General features: G+C 72.3%; 14 protein-coding genes. 7 read left to right on the forward strand and 7 right to left on the reverse strand.

The genetic code is table 11. The features are described 5' to 3' along the window. Positions 1–11: 11 nt before the first annotated feature. The 4 genes from pobA to FJM51_RS18520 form a co-directional block, all read right to left on the reverse strand. On the reverse strand, positions 12–1184 hold the full coding sequence (pobA, locus tag FJM51_RS18505) for a 4-hydroxybenzoate 3-monooxygenase (protein WP_140455617.1): 1173 nt from the start codon (positions 1182–1184) through the stop codon (positions 12–14). Between the two features lie 37 nt (positions 1185–1221). Continuing rightward, positions 1222–2724, reverse strand: coding sequence for an AMP-binding protein (locus tag FJM51_RS18510; protein ID WP_140455618.1), 1503 nt, complete (start codon positions 2722–2724; stop codon positions 1222–1224). Between the two features lie 22 nt (positions 2725–2746). After that, the gene (locus FJM51_RS18515) at positions 2747–3592 is read right to left on the reverse strand and encodes a p-hydroxycinnamoyl CoA hydratase/lyase (RefSeq protein WP_140455619.1); all 846 of its coding nucleotides are present in this window, start codon (positions 3590–3592) and stop codon (positions 2747–2749) included. A gap of 86 nt (positions 3593–3678) precedes the next feature. Then, the gene (locus FJM51_RS18520) at positions 3679–5091 is read right to left on the reverse strand and encodes an aldehyde dehydrogenase (protein WP_267901455.1); all 1413 of its coding nucleotides are present in this window, start codon (positions 5089–5091) and stop codon (positions 3679–3681) included. Between the two features lie 143 nt (positions 5092–5234). On the opposite strand from FJM51_RS18520, the gene FJM51_RS18525 reads away from it, so the two are divergent. The 5 genes from FJM51_RS18525 (at position 5235) to FJM51_RS18545 (ending at position 10572) form a co-directional block, all read left to right on the forward strand. Then, the gene (locus FJM51_RS18525; RefSeq protein ID WP_140455620.1) at positions 5235–5708 is read left to right on the forward strand and encodes a MarR family winged helix-turn-helix transcriptional regulator; all 474 of its coding nucleotides are present in this window, start codon (positions 5235–5237) and stop codon (positions 5706–5708) included. Between the two features lie 83 nt (positions 5709–5791). After that, positions 5792–6997 carry a 3-(3-hydroxy-phenyl)propionate transporter MhpT gene (mhpT, locus tag FJM51_RS18530; RefSeq protein ID WP_140455621.1) on the forward strand — a complete coding sequence of 402 codons (1206 nt, stop codon included), beginning with the start codon at positions 5792–5794 and terminating at the stop codon, positions 6995–6997. 62 nt (positions 6998–7059) lie between these two features. Further along, on the forward strand, positions 7060–8055 hold the full coding sequence (locus FJM51_RS18535) for an MBL fold metallo-hydrolase (protein WP_210240339.1): 996 nt from the start codon (positions 7060–7062) through the stop codon (positions 8053–8055). Between the two features lie 51 nt (positions 8056–8106). Then, the gene (locus tag FJM51_RS18540) at positions 8107–8979 is read left to right on the forward strand and encodes an amidohydrolase family protein (protein WP_140455622.1); all 873 of its coding nucleotides are present in this window, start codon (positions 8107–8109) and stop codon (positions 8977–8979) included. 12 nt (positions 8980–8991) lie between these two features. Further along, entirely contained in the window at positions 8992–10572 is a 1581-nt protein-coding gene (locus FJM51_RS18545; protein WP_140455623.1) for an acyl-CoA dehydrogenase family protein, read from the forward strand. Between the two features lie 9 nt (positions 10573–10581). On the opposite strand, the gene FJM51_RS18550 is transcribed toward FJM51_RS18545, so the two are convergent. Genes FJM51_RS18550 through FJM51_RS18560 form a run of 3 tightly spaced genes read right to left on the reverse strand, consistent with a single transcriptional unit; the run spans position 10582 to position 14699 of the window. Further along, positions 10582–13068, reverse strand: a complete 2487-nt coding sequence (locus tag FJM51_RS18550) for an ImcF-related family protein (protein ID WP_140455624.1) — start codon at positions 13066–13068, stop codon at positions 10582–10584. A 6-nt stretch (positions 13069–13074) separates the two neighbouring features. Next, complete coding sequence (locus FJM51_RS18555; protein ID WP_140455634.1) at positions 13075–13926, reverse strand: M15 family metallopeptidase; 852 nt, start codon at positions 13924–13926, stop codon at positions 13075–13077. Between the two features lie 29 nt (positions 13927–13955). Further along, positions 13956–14699, reverse strand: a complete 744-nt coding sequence (locus FJM51_RS18560; protein WP_140455625.1) for a PP2C family protein-serine/threonine phosphatase — start codon at positions 14697–14699, stop codon at positions 13956–13958. A gap of 252 nt (positions 14700–14951) precedes the next feature. Between FJM51_RS18560 and FJM51_RS18565 the strand changes: the two genes are divergently transcribed. After that, positions 14952–15524, forward strand: coding sequence for an OmpA family protein (locus FJM51_RS18565; RefSeq protein ID WP_140455626.1), 573 nt, complete (start codon positions 14952–14954; stop codon positions 15522–15524). Positions 15525–15607: 83 nt separating this feature from the next. Beyond that, complete coding sequence (locus tag FJM51_RS18570) at positions 15608–15790, forward strand: hypothetical protein (RefSeq protein ID WP_140455627.1); 183 nt, start codon at positions 15608–15610, stop codon at positions 15788–15790. The last annotated feature ends 128 nt before the right edge of the window (positions 15791–15918 follow it).

Genomic DNA, 15918 nt, shown 5'->3' on the forward strand with positions numbered 1-15918 from the left:
CGGGCGGATCCTCAGTACGGCAGGCCGACGTAGTTTTCCGCGAGCGCGGCGCGGGCGGCGGTGGAGGAGAGGGTGTAGCTCAGTTCCGCGTCGTGGATGCGCCGGCCGAAGGCGTCGTCCTCGGCGAAGGTGTGCAGCATCGTCGTCATCCACCACGAGAACCGCTCCGCCTTCCAGATCCGCGCCAGCGCCCGTTCCGAATAGGCGTCGAGCCCGGCGGGGGAGCGGTCGAGGTAGTGCTCGCGCAGCCCGTCGAAGAGGTAGCGGATGTCGGAGGCGGCGAGGTTCAGCCCCTTCGCGCCGGTCGGCGGCACGATATGCGCGGCGTCACCGGCGAGGAAGAGCCGGCCGAAGCGCATCGGCTCGGCGACGAAGGAGCGCAAGGGCGCGATCGACTTCTCGAACGAGGGGCCGGTCACCACCGCCTCCGCCACCTCGTCGGGCAGCCGCCGGCGCAACTCGTCCCAGAAGGCGGCGTCGGACCAGTTCTCGACATGGTCGGTCAGCGGCACCTGGAGGTAGTAGCGGCTGCGCGTCGGCGAGCGCATCGAGCAGAGCGAGAAGCCCCGCGCATGCTTGCCGTAGACGAGCTCGTGGCGGACGGGCGGCACCTCGGCCAGCAGCCCGAGCCAGCCGAAGGGATAGACCCGCTCGAAGGTCTCGATCGCCTTCGGCGGCACCGCCTTGCGCGAGGCGCCGTGGAAGCCGTCGCAGCCGATGATGAAATCGGCGTCGATCCGGTGCGAGCGCCCGTCCTTCTCGTAGGAGATCCACGGATGCGCGCCGCCGAAGTCGCGCGGGATGACGTGGCCCGCGTCGTAGATCGTCGGCGCCCCGTCGGCCTCGCGCTTGTCCATCAGGTCGCGCGTGACCTCGGTCTGGCCGTAGATCGTGACCCGCTTGCCCCCGGTGAGCCCGGCGAGGTCGATGTGGTGGAGCGCGCCGTTGAGCGCGATGTCGAACCCGTCGTGCGGCAGGCCCTCCGCGTCGAGCTTCTCAGCCGCCTTCGCCTCGCGCATCATCTCGACCATGCCCTGTTCGAGCACGCCCGCGCGCACCCGGCCGAGGATGTAGTCGCGGCCGACGCGGTCGAGGATGACGTTGTCGATCCCCGCGAGCGTCAGAAGCCGCCCGAGCAGGAGCCCCGAGGGGCCCGAGCCGATGATCGCGACCTGGGTACGCATGATGTTCCTCCCTGGCAGTCTTTGTGGTTGTCCGGCGTCAGTCGGTCGGCGTCAGCACCGCCTCGCGCAGCCGGTGCTTCTGGACCTTGCCGGTTCCGGTGCGGGGCAGCTGGTCCTCGATCCGGAAGACCTTCGGCACCTTGTAGCGGGCGAGCCGCGCCTCGCAATGGCGCGCGAGCTCCTCTTCCGTCAGACCGGCGCCGGGCTTCGGCACGACGAAGGCGCAGCCGACCTCGCCCCAGCGCGCATCCGGCACGCCGATCACCGCGACCTCCATCACGCCCGGATGCTCGACCAGAACCGCCTCGATCTCGACCGGATAGACGTTCTCGCCGCCGGAGATGAACATGTCCTTCCGCCGGTCGACGATCGCGATGTAGCCGTCCGCGTCGCGCCGCGCGATGTCGCCGGTCCGGAGCCAGCCGTCCTCAGTGAAGGCGCGCGCCCGCTCCTCCGGCCGGTTCCAGTAGCCCGGCGTGACATTCGGCCCCTTCACGAGGATCTCCCCCGCCGTGCCGTCGGGGACGTCGCGGTCGTGGAGATCGACGATGCGGACCGCCGTCGCGGGCCCGGCGAAGCCGACGCCCCCGGCATGTGTCGCGATCAGGTCGGGTTCGAGCGGCATGCCGAGGATCGTTCCCGCCTCGGTCATGCCGAACCCGTCGACCATCGCCACGCCCTGGTCGATCCACCAGCGGATGTTGGCCGGCGGATTGGGCGCGCCGCCGGTGAAGAGCGCGGTGAGCGACCAGCGGTCGGGACGGAAATCCTCGGCGTGGCGCAGTGCCTCGGCCATCTGCGGCACGCAGAAGTAATGCGTGATCCCGAGCGCGGGATCGGCGAGCCGCCGGTTCGTCGCCGCCGGATCGAAGCCGGGAGAGACGAGCACGGTCCCACCCTGCAGGAAGGGCGGCCAGATCGAGGTGACGAGGCCGATCACATGGAACATCGGCGATTCGCAGAGGAAGACCGAGGAATGCGAGACGCCGCCGAGCACGCCGAAGTTGACCCCGGTGAAGAAGAGCGTCCGGGGCGTCAGGATCACGCCCTTCGAGACCCCGGAGGTACCGGAGGTGTAGAGGATCACGCAGGGATCGCCCGCCTTGCGCTCCGGCCGGCGCGAAACCGGCGCCGTCGCCTCGCTCGCCGCGACGAAATCGGCCAGGCTCACCGCGCGGCAACCCTCGGGCGCCTCGACCGATACCGTGCCATCCCCCAGCAGGAGCTTCGGCGCGCAATCCGCGAGGATCGGCGCGAGTTCGGCCGGCGCCAGCCGCCAGTTCAGCGGCGTGAAGATCGCGCCCATCCGCATCGCCGCCTGCTGGGCGATCACGAGATCGGCGGAGTTCCTCGCGAGCACCGCCAGACGCTCCCCCGGCGCGAGGCCGAGTTCGGCGAGCGCGGCGGAGGCCTTGTCGATGGCGCGGTCGAGCGCGCCATAGGTCCATTCGCGGCCGCTGGCGAGATCGGCCAGCGCGCGTTTCTCCGGGCGGCCGAGCGCGTGCAGGGCCACCGGATCGGGAGCGATCCAGTCATCCATGGGCGGCTTCCTTTCCCTCGGCTCAGGCGCGGGCCTTGCTCTTGTCGTAGGCGCCGAGCCCGGGCTTGTAGCTCTTCTCGTCGATGAACTGGCGGATGCCTTCCTTGCGGCCGTCGTTGTCGTAGGAATTCGCCGCTTCCTGCGCGCGCACGAGATAGTCCTCCGCCTCGTCATAGGTCATGACGCCGACCCGGCGCACCGCGTCCTTCGTGGCCTTGAGCGTCACCGGGTTCTTCTCGAGCAGGATTTTCGCCACCTCGGTCACGCGCCCCTTGAGATCCGCGAGCGGCAGGCTCTCGTTGACCAGGCCCCAGGCGGCGGCCTTCCGGCCGTCGATCGGCTCGCCCAGCATCGCGTGATACATCGCCTGGCGGAAGGGCATCAGCTCCACGGCGACCTTGGTCGCGCCGCCGCCGGGCAGGATGCCCCAGTTGATCTCGGAAAGGCCGAACTTCGCCTCGTCGGCGCAGAAGGCAAGGTCGCAGGCGAAGAGCGGCCCGTAGCCGCCGCCGAAGCACCAGCCGTTGACCATCGCGATCGTCGCCTTCTGGTACCAGCGCAGCCGCCGCCACCAGCCATAGCTCTCGCGCTGGGACTTGCGGACGCCCTTGAGCCCGTCCTTCTCGGTCTCGCGGAAGTATTCCTTCAGGTCCATTCCGGCGGTCCAGGCGGTGCCCTCGCCGGTCAGCACGAGGACGCCCACGTCGTCGCGGAATTCGAGCTCGTCGAGCACTTCCATCATGCGGCGGTTGAGTGTCGGGCTCATCGCATTGCGCTTTTCGGGGCGGTTGAATTTCACCCAGGCGATCCCGTCCTCGACGGTATAGGCGACGACGTCGGTGGTCGGGGCGGTGGTCGTGGTGGTCATGGCATGTCTCCATCGGCGCGGCGCCAGCCTGGCCCGCGAGCAGCGAAAAGGTTGAGGAGCGGCGCCGGACGTCCGGCGCCGGGAAGTCAGATCGGGAAGTGGCCGGGCTCGGTCTCGACCGTGATCCAGCGCAGATCGGTGAATTCGGCGATCCCGGCCTTGCCGCCGAAGCGGCCGTAGCCCGAGGCGCCGACGCCGCCGAAGGGCATCTGCGCCTCGTCATGGACGGTGGCGCCGTTCACATGGCAGATGCCCGAGCGGATTTGCCGCGCGACCCGGAGCCCGCGCGCCGCGTCGCCGGTGAAGACCGAGGCGGAGAGGCCGTATTCGCTGTCGTTCGCGATCCGGATCGCGTCGGCCTCGTCCTTCGCGCGGATGACGGCGACGACCGGGCCGAAGCTCTCCTCGGAGTAGAGCCGCATCCCGGGCGTCACGCCCGCGACGATCCGGGCAGGAACCAGCACGCCCTCGGGCTCGCCCGCCGAAATCACGGTCGCGCCCTTCGAGGTGGCGTCCTCGACGAGGCCCGCGAGCTTCTCGGTGGTCCTGGCGTCCACCACGGCGCCGAGCGGGCACTTGCCCTCGCGCGGGTCGCCCGCGACGAGGGTCTTCGCCTTCGCGGCGAATTTCTCGAGGAAGGCGTCGTGGACCGCGTCGACGACGATGATCCGCTCGGTCGACATGCAGATCTGGCCCTGGTTGAAGAAGGCGCCGAAGGCGGCGGCCTTCACCGCCTCGTCGAGATCGGCGTCCTCGAGCACCACGAAGGGCGCCTTGCCGCCGAGCTCGAGCACGCAGGGTTTGAGGTTCTGGGCGGCGCGGACGGCGATGATCCGGCCGACGGCGGTCGAGCCGGTGAAGTTGATCCGCCGCACCGCCGAATGGTCGATCAGCGCGCCAACCACCTCGGCCGCGTCCTCGGGCGCGTTGGTGACGACGGAGACGAGCCCCTCGGGCAGCCCGGCCTCGGCGAGCGCCTCGACGATCAGCCCGTGCGTGCGCGGGCAGAGTTCGGAGGCCTTGAAGACGACCGCGTTGCCGCAGGCGAGCGGGGTCGCGATCGCGCGCACGCCGAGGATCACCGGCGCGTTCCAGGGTGCGATGCCGAGAACGACGCCCGCGGGCTCGCGCACCGCCATGGCGAGGCAGCCCGGCTTGTCGGAGGGGATGACCTCGCCCGCGACCTGGGTCGTGAGCGCAGCCGCCTCGCGCAGCATCGAGGCGGCGAGCATCACGTTGAACCGCGCCCAGGCCTCGGTCGCGCCGATCTCGGCCATCATCGCGGCGACGAAGTCGTCGCCCTTCGCGGCCAGCGCGTCGGCGGCCTTCAGGAGCGCGGCGCGGCGCGCGTTCGGCCCGAGCGCGGCCCAGGGGGGAAAGGCGGCGGCGGCGGCGTCCGCGGCGGCGATCGCGTCGGCGGGCCGCGCGGCGGGCGCCTCGCTCGCCACCTCGCCGCTGATCGGGTTCATCCGCTTGAAGCGGCGGTCGATGGTGTTCACCGGAGTTGCCCTCCCCTTTTGCCACCCTCGAGGGGCGGTCGGCTGATTGCTATGCAAGATAGCGATTGACTGTTATATGACATAGCAGTATGCATCTGGCAAGGGTCTGATTTGCGTCGGACGCATGATAAGGGAAAGCGCGCATGGGACCAAAGGGGTCGGAACAATCGGCGACGGGCGACGCTCCGGCGTCCGACTCGCCGCCCGGGCTCGAGAACCTTCTCGGCTATCACCTCCGCCGCGCTTCGATCGTCGATCTCGCGGGCTTCGCCCAGGCGCTGGGGGACGAGATCAAGACGGTGCCCTTCACCGTGCTCTGCATGATCAGGGACTGTCCGGGGATCACCGCGGCCGAGATCGGCCGCCGCGCGAAGCTGCAGCGGGCCAATCTCGCGCCGATGCTGGCGGATCTCGACGCGCGGGGCCTCATCGCGCGGCTGCCCGATCGCGAGGATCACCGGGTGCAGCGCCTCCATCTGACGCCGGAGGGCGCGGAGGCGGCCGCGGCCTGGTACGCGCGGGTCACCGCCCAGGAGGAACAGACCTTCGGCGCGCTGAACGCCGAGGAGCGCGGCGCGCTGCGCCGGCTGCTCGCGCGGGTCTGGCAGACGGACTGATCGAAGAGGCCGGGCGGCGGCGCCGCCCGGACAGACAAACCACATAATCGGCCGCGAACGCGGCCCAGCGGGAGGCTAACCCCATGAACACGACCACGCACGCCGGTGCGGAGACGCGGGCGCTTTTGCTCGTCTTCCTCGCGGCGATGATCGAGGGCTTCGACCTGCAGGCGGCCGGCGTCGCCGCCCCGAAGCTCGGACCCGCGTTCGGACTGGCGCCGAACCAGATGGGCCTCTTCTTCTCCTCGGCGACCTTCGGCCTCATCTTCGGCTCGCTCGCCGGCGGGGTGATCGCCGACCGCTGGGGCCGGCGCGCCGGCCTCAGCTTCGCGCTCGTCGCCTTCGGCGTCTTCTCGATCCTGACCGCCTTCGCGGGTAGCTTCGAGCATCTGGTGATGATGCGCTTCCTGACCGGCGTCGGCCTCGGCGGCGCGCTGCCCAATCTCGTGGCCATCGCCGCCGAATCCACTTCCCCCGACCGGCGCGGCCGCGCGGTCGCGCTCATGTACGCGGGCGTTCCGCTCGGCGGCGCGATCGCGAGCGTGGTCGCGATGATGGGCCTGCACGACGACTGGCAGTCGATCTTCCTCATCGGCGGTATCCTGCCCCTCCTGCTCGTCGCGCCGCTCTTCCTGCTGATGGCGCCGTTCCGCGTCAGCCACGACGCGGCGGTTCCGGAAAGCCGCCTGCGCGCGCTCTTCGCCCCCGGCACGGTCGCGGGCACCCTGCTGCTCTGGTCCGCCTTCTTCTTCGGGCTGGTCGTCGTCTACATGCTGCTGAACTGGCTGCCGCAACTGCTCGTCTCGCTCGGCTTCGAGCGGAGCCAGGCCTCGATGGTGCAGATCCTGTTCAACGTCGGCGGCGCGGCGGGCAGCATCGTCGGCGGACGCCTGCTCGACGGCGAGCGACCGGCGCTCGCCTCCGCCGGGGTCTTCGCCGCGCTGATCGTCTCGCTGATCGCGATGAGCGCCGTCCCGGGCGGCAATGTCGGCATGGCGATCCTCACCGGCGCGGTGGTCGGGGCGACGCTCCTGAGCGCCCAGGCGCTGCTCTACGGAATCGCGCCGCAGTGCTACCCGGCCGAGGTGCGGGGCACCGGCGTCGGCCTCGCGGTGGCGGTCGGCCGGCTCGGCTCGATCGTCGGCCCGCTCTTCGCCGGCGCGCTGCTCGCGAGCGGCTGGGGTCCGACGCAGGTGCTCTACTCGATCCTGCCGATCGCCGCGATCTGCGGCCTGACCACCGTCGCGCTGATCCTGCGCCGCCGCCAGACGGCGCCCGCGCTGGCGTAGAACGCCGCCGGTCCCGCCCCGTCGGGGCGGGACCCACCAAACCAGGAACCGGAGGAACACCCATGCGACCCATGTTCTCGCATTCGCTCGCCGCGCTCGCCCTCTCGTTCGCCTGCGCGATGCCCGCCGCCGCCGACGCGCTCAAGGTGACGCTGCTCGGCACCGGCAGTCCGCTTCCGAGCCCGGAACGGTTCAGCCAGTCGACGCTCGTCGAGGCCGGCCAGGAGAAGCTGCTGTTCGACTTCGGACGCGGCGCGCCGATCCGGCTGACGCAGCTCGGCGTGCCGATCGGATCGCTCACCGCGCATTTCATCACCCATTTCCATTCCGATCACGTCGGCGGCCTGCCCGATGTCTGGATGACCGGCTGGATCGCGACCCCGTTCGGAGGCCGCGAGACCCCGATGGTGGTCTACGGCCCGGAAGGCACCGAGGCGCTGACCGGACATCTCACGGAGGCCTTCTCCGAGGATGCGCGGGTGCGCGAGGCGGACGAGCATCTCGATCCCGCGGGCATCGCCTTCGACGCGCATGACGCGCCGCCGGGCAAGGTCTACGAGAGGAACGGCGTCACCGTCACCGCCTTCGAGGTGAACCACGGGCCGCTGATCAAGCCCGCCTATGGCTACCGCGTCGACTACGACGGCAAGGCGGTGGTGATCTCCGGCGACACGAAGAAGGACGAGCGGATCGCGGAGGCGGCGAAGGGCGCCGATCTGCTGATCCACGAGGTCGCCTATATCGACCATTCGATGATGGAGAAATTTCCGAGCTATCAGGAAATTCTCGATCATCACACCAGGCCCTCGGAGGCGGGCGAGACCTTCGCCGAGGCGGAGCCGCGTCTCGCGGCCTTCTCGCACATCGTCTCGCGCGGCGCGCCGGGGATGACCCAGCCCGAGGTGCTCGACGCGATCCTCGCCGAGGCGCATGGCACCTGGGACGGGCCGATCGTGATGGGCGCGGACCTGATGTCCTTCACCATCGACGGCGCCATCACCGTGACCGATCCCGAGGGCGAGACCGTGCTCACGGTTCCCGCCACCGCCGCGAACTGAGCCGGGCGCTCCGGCCGGTCCTCCGGCCGGACGCCGCGAAGGGAGGAGCCGATGATCGACCTCGCGAAGATCCGCGCGATAGATTTCCACACCCACGCAGAGGAGCCCTGCGGCTGTCACGCCGACGACGGCTACGACGATCTCCAGGCGGCGATGGCGGAGTATTTCCACGCGCCGTGGGACCATCCGCCGACGCTTCCGCGAACGGCGGCGCATTACCGCACGCAGGGGATCGCCGCCGTGATCTTTCCGGTGGACGCCGAGCGCGAGACGGGTTTCCGGCGCTACGACAATTTCGAGATGGCCGATCTCGCCGCCGAGCATTCGGACATCCTGATCCCCTTCGCCTCGATCGACCCCGCGAGGGGCCGCGCGGGCGCGCGGGAGGCGCGGCGGCTCGTGGCGGAGCACGGGATCCAGGGGTTCAAGTTCCACCCGACGATGCAGGGCTTCTACCCGAACGACCGCGCCGCCTATCCGCTCTACGAGGCGATCGCGGAGACCGGCAAGCCCGCGCTCTTCCACACCGGCCAGACCGGCGTCGGCTCGGGCATGCGCGGCGGGATGGGGATGCGGCTCAAATACTCGAACCCGATGCATCTCGACGACGTGGCGGCGGATTTCCCCGACATGCCGATCATCGCGGCGCATCCCTCCTTCCCCTGGCAGGAGGAAGCGCTCGCCGTCGCCGTGCACAAGCCCAACGTCTGGATCGATCTCTCGGGCTGGCGGCCGAAGTACTTCCCGCCGATCCTGATCCAGTACGCGAACACGCTGCTGAGGGACCGGATGCTGTTCGGCTCCGACTGGCCGATGATCCGGCCCGAGGGCTGGCTCGCCGAATTCGAGGCGCTGCCGATCCGGGGCCATGCGCGCCCGGGCATTCTCAAGGACAACGCGGCGCGGCTGCTGCGGCTCTCATAGAGGGAGGCAAGGATGATCGCGTTTCAGGCGCCGGTGGAGGACATTCTCTTCGCGCTCGACCTGGCGGGGGCCGGGCGGCTGCCCGACTGGGACCAGGATCTGGCACGGGAGGTCCTCGTCCAGTTCGCCCGGTTCGCCGAGGGCGAGATCGCGCCGCTCGACGAGCCGGGCGACCGGGAGGGCTGCCGGCTCGAAGGCGGGCGCGTCATCATGCCGGGGGGTTTCGCCGCCGCCTGGGCGGCGCTCGTCGAACAGGGTTGGCATACGATCGGCCTGCCGGAGCAATGGGGCGGGCAGGGGCTTCCCGGCCCCCTGCTCGGCGCGGTCAGCGAGATCTTCGCGGGGGCGAACCACAGCCTGCAGATGGTGACTGCGCTCGTCCCCGGCGCGGCGCGGACGATCCTCGCCTTCGGCACCGAGGAACAGAAGGCGCGCTGGCTGCCTCGGCTCGCGTCGGGAGAGTGGCTTGCCACCATGGCGATCACCGAGCCGGGCGCGGGCTCCGACCTCTCCGGCCTGCGGACCCGGGCGGAGCGCGCGGGCGATCTCTGGCGGATCGAGGGGGAGAAGATCTTCATCTCCGGCGGCGACCACGACCTCAGCCCCCGTGTCCTGCACCTCGTCCTCGCCCGCACCGGCGCGGCGGCGGAGGGGACGCGGGGGCTGAGCCTCTTCCTCGTGCCCTCGCATGACGCGGAGGGCGTCCGCGCGCCGGTCCGGGTGACCCGGATCGAGGAGAAGATGGGACTGCATGCCTCGCCGACCTGCCAGCTCGCCTTCGAGGGCGCGGGCGCGGAACTCCTCGGCCACGAGGGGGGCGGCCTCGGGGCCATGTTCACGATGATGAACCACGCCCGGCTCGACGTGGCGCTGCAGGGCGTGGCCCATGCCGCCCGCGCGAGCCATGTCGCGCGAAGCTACGCGGCGGAGCGGCGGCAGGGCGGCGGCCCGATCGCCGGCCATCCCGACGTGGCGCGGATGCTCGACACGGCGGAGGCGGGCGCGCTCGGCGCGCGGCTGCTCGCGCTGACCGCGCAGGTGGAACTCGCGGAGAAGGGCGACACGCCGCTCGTCGATTTCCTGACGCCGGTCTGCAAGGTGCTCGGCACCGAGGCGGGGATCGCCGCGGCCGATCTCGCGATCCAGGTGCTCGGCGGCTACGGCTATCTCCGCGAATACCGCGTCGAGCAGACTTGGCGCGACGCGCGGATCACCGCGATCTACGAGGGTGCGAACGGGATCCACGCCCGGGCGCTGGCGACGCGCGGCCTGACGCAAGGGGGCGGCGCGGCGGCCGATGCCTTCGAGACCCTGATGGCGCGCGCGCCGGAGATCGCCGGGCCGCTCGCGCTCTGGCGCGACGCGCGCCGCCGCGTGGCCGCCTCCGACCGGCCGGAGGCGCTCGCGCACGCCTTCATGAAGCTCACCGGCGCGGTGGCGCTCGGCTTCGCCTGGGCGCGGCTCGGCGCGGCGGCGGAGCGCGCGCCGGATCCGGCGCGGCTTGCGCGGATCGCCGCGCGCGTCAGGGCGGAGACGGAGGCGGGCGCGGCCTGCTGGGGCGCGCTCTGCGCCGCGGAACCGGAGGCCGGGTGATCCCGCTCGTCAGAGCGTCGGCGGGCAGGAGAGCCCGGCGAGCAGCGCGCGCGCGGCGATCGGGTTCTCCGCCTTCGGAAAGGTCAGTTCGAGAAAGAGCCTCTCGCTCCCGATCCTGACGTCGAGCAGGAAGCGGCGGCCGTCATCCCGCGCGCGCGGATGCGACCCGTCGAGGAAGCGCAGCAGGCCCCAGGGCCCGGGCCAGGCCTGCCGGGCCGGACCGGCGCCGGATCCATCCGCGAAGTCGATCGCGAGTCCCTCGGCGGGCCGGGGCCCCGGCCAGGCGAGGGTGCCGGGCACGCCGGAGGGATCGATCGCGGCGCTTGCCCCGCCGAGTTCCGCCGTCGCGGGTCCGGCGCCGCTGCGCGCCAGCGCCGCGAGCGTGAAGCCGGCGCCCGAGGGATCGGGAAAGAGCGCCGCCCCGGCCTGGGCCGCCTGCTCGAAGAAGGCCGCGCTCTCGGGCGCGAAACCCGAAAGGCGCGCCTCGGGCTTCCAGGACCAGGGCGAGGCGGAGGCGTCGAGGAGCGGCGCGACCTCGGCCGCGACGAAGCGGGGCAGGGCGCCGTCCGGGCCGAGGAAGCCCGTCACCGCCGCCACGTCGGCGTCCGCGCCCTCGGCTGCGAAGGGATAGCGCCCGCCGAGCGCCGCCCGGCAGGCCGCCGAAAGGCCGCCGTCCCAGAGCAGCGCGGCGCGTGGCCGGGTGCCGCCGCGCGCCGCCGCCGCCTGCGCCAGCACGTCCTCGATCACCTGCGCGACGAGGCGCGGCGCGAGGTTCAGCGTCGCGATCGAGGCGGCGCGGCTCTCGACATCCATCAGCCGCCGCCGGCTGGCCTCGGCGTCGGTATCGGTGGCGCGCAGCGCGATGTTGAGCCCGGCGAAGAGCTGGCCGATGCCGGCCATCTCGCCGCGGTTCACGAAGCCGATCGTCGGGCCGAAGACGGCGGCGATGCGCTGCTGGTCCGTGACCGGGCGGCTCCGGTCCTCGCCGCCGACCTCGCGCCAGGTGGCACGGAACAGCGCCGCGAGCGGCGAGGCCGGCTGTCCCAGCACGCCGCTGACGAGAAGCGCGCCGGCGCGGTCGGTGAAGGGGCGCACGCGCAGATCCGCGAGCTTCTCCGCCCAGGCATCGAGCGTCGCGCCCTGCAGCCGGTCGAGCAGCGCCGCCTCGGTTGCGATCGCGCGGGGGGCCACGCCGGTGACGCGCAGCCATTCCCGGCTCGCGCGGTCGATCGCGCGCCGCGCGCCGCCGCCCCGCGCATAAGCCCAGCCGGCGGCGGTGAAGAGCCCCGGCACAGGCTCGGCCAGCGGCCGGCCTGAGCGGCGGACCAGCACGTCGGCGAGGCCCGGGATCCCGGCCGGGGACCAGCCCGGCAGCGCCCGCGCCGCCGCGTCGCGCGTGAGTTCGAGCAGCGCGAAATCGGTGATGTCGCCCTCGCCCGCGATCTCGCGCGCCTGTTCGAGCAGTTGCGGATCGGGCGGGGGCAGGCCGCTGGCGGGGCCGGTCAGCGCCCCGGCATGCGGCGCCAGATCGCCGAGGATCGGATCGGCCCCGGCGCGGCTTTCGAGCCATCCGGCGAGGAAGCCCGGCTGCCAGGGATCCGCGCCTCCGAGGATCGCGAGACCCCGGATCGTGTCGTAGCTCTCGCGCGACCCGCCCTCGCTCGCCAGCGCCGCGTCGAAGGCGGCGGCGAGCATCGGCGGCACCAGCGCGTCCGCGGCGGCGGCGTAGCGCGCGCGCGCGATCGCCCCCGGCGCGTAGCGGCCCGCGAAGGGGGCGAGGCCGAGCGGACCCTCTCCCGCGCGCGCCTCGACTTCCTCCATCGCGCGCCGCAGATCGTCGAGCGCCCGCGTCGCCGCCCCGGGATCGGCGGAGCCGGCCGCGATCACCGTCTCCGCCCGCGGAATCTCTGCCACGAGTCCGGCGGCGTAGCGCCATTCGGCCCAGCCCGACCAGGCGGCGAGGACGAGAGCCACGCCGAGCGGCACGATGAGCCCCCAGGGTGGCGGCTCGGCCTCGCGCGCGGGCGGCGCGGCGCGGACCGCCTCCTCGCAATGGCGCAGGAAGCGGGCGAGGTCGCGGTCACGTGGCCCGCGCGCCTCCGCCGCCGCGCGCCGCCGCGCGACCTGTTCCGCGCCGGGATCGGCGATGCCGGGCAGCGCGCGGCGGCGGGCCCTGGTCCAGCGCGATGGCGACATCGCCGGATTGGAGCGCGCCCGCGCGTCGACGACCGCGATCAGCCCGTCGCGCGCCGCGCCGATCGCCGCGGGCGACAGGCGCGCGCCGAGCGCCGCCGTCTCGAAAGCTTCCGCCCGCCGCCGCGCCTCGAGCGCGAGCGCGCGGGCGTCGGGGCGCGGGTCGCGCGCCGCCTCGGCTGCGAGCGCGAGCAGCGGGCCCGCGAGGCCGGCGAAGACGTCGCCGCGCCCCTCGGGCGTCGAAGGGGGCGCCGCGCCGGGGGGCGGCCGGATGACGGTGCGGGGGGCGTCGCGCTCCGGCATCGCCGGTCAGAGGCGCCCCTGCGCCGCCCATGTGTCGAGCAGCGCCTCGCCCGGCTCGAAATGCATCGAATCCTCGCGCTCGTAGCCGGCACCCCAGAACCAGCCGGCGTCGTTGAAGAATTCCGCCAGCACGACGAGACCGAACTGGGTCGACCTGTCGCCCATCCGGTCGAGATTGCCCGAGAGCGTGAGGTCGATCGCCATTCCCCAGGCGTGGGAGGAGACGGTGCCGGGCGCGCCGCGCACATGGCGCGCGCAGAGTGCCCCGGCGGTGCCGAGCGCGGCGTAGACGGCGGGTTCGTCGCGGGCGAGCCTGTCCATGATCTCCCCGAGCGAGTCGAGCGCGGGCCTCACCATCGTGACCTCGATGGGCCCGACCTTGCGCGTCTCGAGCAGGGCGTTGAGCTTCGGGTTCGTCACCGGCTGGCAGGTGTCGGAATAGCTTGCGCGCGGCTCGCCGAGGAGCGCGCGCAGCGTCGCCGGCGTCGGCCGGTCGATGCCCTTGTTGAACCGGCCCTTGGCGAGCAGCATGCCTTCGATCAGATCCTCGTTGCCCGGGGACGGGGCGAGGCCCGGCGAAACGGGCGGCGGGGCCGGGACCGGGACCGGCGGGGCCGCCAGCGTCGCGAGCCGGTCGTTCACCCCGTCGATCTGGCGCCGCAGCGTCTCCACCGCCTGTTCGAGCGCGCCGATCCGCGCCTCCTTCGCGTCGAGGTCGCGGTTGACGCGCGCCAGCATCGCTTCCGGCCCGCTGTCCTTGGCCCCGCGCAGCAGGTCGCCGACCAGCGCGAAGGCGACGGCGGCGAGCACGATGCCGCCGCCGATCACCACCGCGCTCAGAAGCCCCTCGGAGCGCATCCGCGCCTCCCCCGCCGCCTCCCGGTTCCTCACGCCTCCGCGACGCGCACCACGACGACCGAGACATTGTCCGGCGCCCCTCGGGTCAGCGCAAGCTCGACGAGCGCCTGGCAGGCCCGTTCCGGATCGGGGGCCGCGGCCATCAGCCCGGCGATCTCCGGCTCGCCCGCGCAGCGGGTCAGCCCGTCGGAGCAGAGCAGCAGGCCGTCGCCGCCCCGGAGTTCGAGATCGGTGAACTCCGGCGTCGCCTCGGCGCCGCTGCCGATGGCGCGGGTCACGACATTGGACTGGGGGTGGTGGTCGGCCTCGGCGGGATCGAGCGCGCCCTGGTCGACCAGTTCCTGCACCAGCGAATGATCCCGGGTGATCCGGCTCAGCGCGCCGTCGCGCAGCAGATAGGCGCGGCTGTCGCCCGCCCAGGCCACGATCGCCCGCGCGCCCTGGATCATCAGCGCGACCACCGTGGCACCGATCTCGCCGAGCCCGTCGCGCCGCGCGCGCGCGCGCACATCCGCGTGCGCCTCGCGGAGCGCGCGGTCGAGCTCGTCGCGCCCGGCATCGCCATGGGGCAGGCGGGCCAGCGCGTCCACGGTCAGGTCGGCGGCGAGATCGCCATGCCCGTGCCCGCCCATCCCGTCGGCCACCGCCCAGAGCACCCCGGTCGGATCGGTGAGCAGCGCGTCCTCGTTCACCTCGCGGACCAGCCCCCGGTGGCTGAGCCCGGCGCCCGAGATCCGGAGGCGACTGGCCCCGGGAAGCGCCGCGCCGCTCATGGCCGGCTCTCCCGCGGCCACGCTTCCCGCGGCGGACATGTCCTGAACAGGGCCGCTTCCACGGAGGCCACCTCCCGGGCTCCACGTTGCGCGCCATCGCATCCTACAGTAGAATGGGCGCGGGCAAAGAAGATTTGCGGGGGTGGACCTTTGAAGCAAATATTTGCCGTTCCGCTTGGGGCCATTCCGCTCGGTTCCATCCTGCTCGGAACCGTCTGTGGACTTTCCGCGCTCCCCTCCCATGCCCAGGACATGACCAGCGACGAGATCGCGGGCCGGTTCCGCGCCCAGCTGCGCTCGATCCGCTCCGTCCAGGCGGATCCCTCCGTCGGCATGACGCGGGGCCTCGTCCTCATTCCCGTCGCCCCGGACGAGGAGACCGCGGCGCAGGCGGAAGAGGCCGCCACCGCCGGGGGCGGCGAGGCCGTGCTGACGCTGACCCCCGCGACCAGGGACGCCGCGCCGAAGGCGGTCTGGACGCTGCCGAAGGAGGAGCAGGTCAACGCCCGGATCACCTTCGCCTTCGATTCCGCCGCGCTGGCGGCGAGCCAGAAGCCGAAGCTGCGCGAGGTCTGCGCCGCGCTCGGCCAGGCAGGCGTGGGCGTGCTGCGCATCATCGGCCACACCGATTCCACCGGGCCCTGGGACTACAACCAGAAGCTCTCCGAACTGCGCGCCGAGGAGGTGAAGCGCTTCTTCGTCACCGATTGCCGCGTCCCGGCCGACCGGCTGCAGGCGGTCGGGGTGGGAGAGCAGTTCCCCTACGACGAGAGCCACCCCGCCGCCGCCGCGAACCGCCGGGTGGAGTTCCAGGCGATCAGCTGAGCGGACCGGCGGAGAGAGCCGCGCGTTAGGGAAACACGGAGCGCGGCGTTGCGGGCATGAGGGAATTCTGGAATGGTGGAACCATGAGCACACGCGCGCAACCCACGGACGCGGAAAGGTGGCCCGGGCCGCCCTCGGGCGATGTCCGGCCCGAAACGGGCTATGACGAATGGCTCGCCGCCGAGATCGAGGCCGGACGCGCCGAACTCGACGCGGGTCAGGGCATTCCCGCCGAACAGGTCTGGAAAGAACTCGGCCTTGAATGAAGGTCGTCTTCTCGCCCCGCGCCCTCCGGCGGCTGAGAGCCGGACCCGAAATGAGTTGAGCGATATCATAGGGTTGTGATTCACGTCGGTTTGCGAAGACTGACGGAGATCCGATGCCCTGGACTGAT

Origin of the sequence: Amaricoccus solimangrovi (assembly GCF_006385685.1) — a bacterium.
In the GTDB taxonomy this organism is placed as follows: domain Bacteria; phylum Pseudomonadota; class Alphaproteobacteria; order Rhodobacterales; family Rhodobacteraceae; genus Amaricoccus; species Amaricoccus solimangrovi.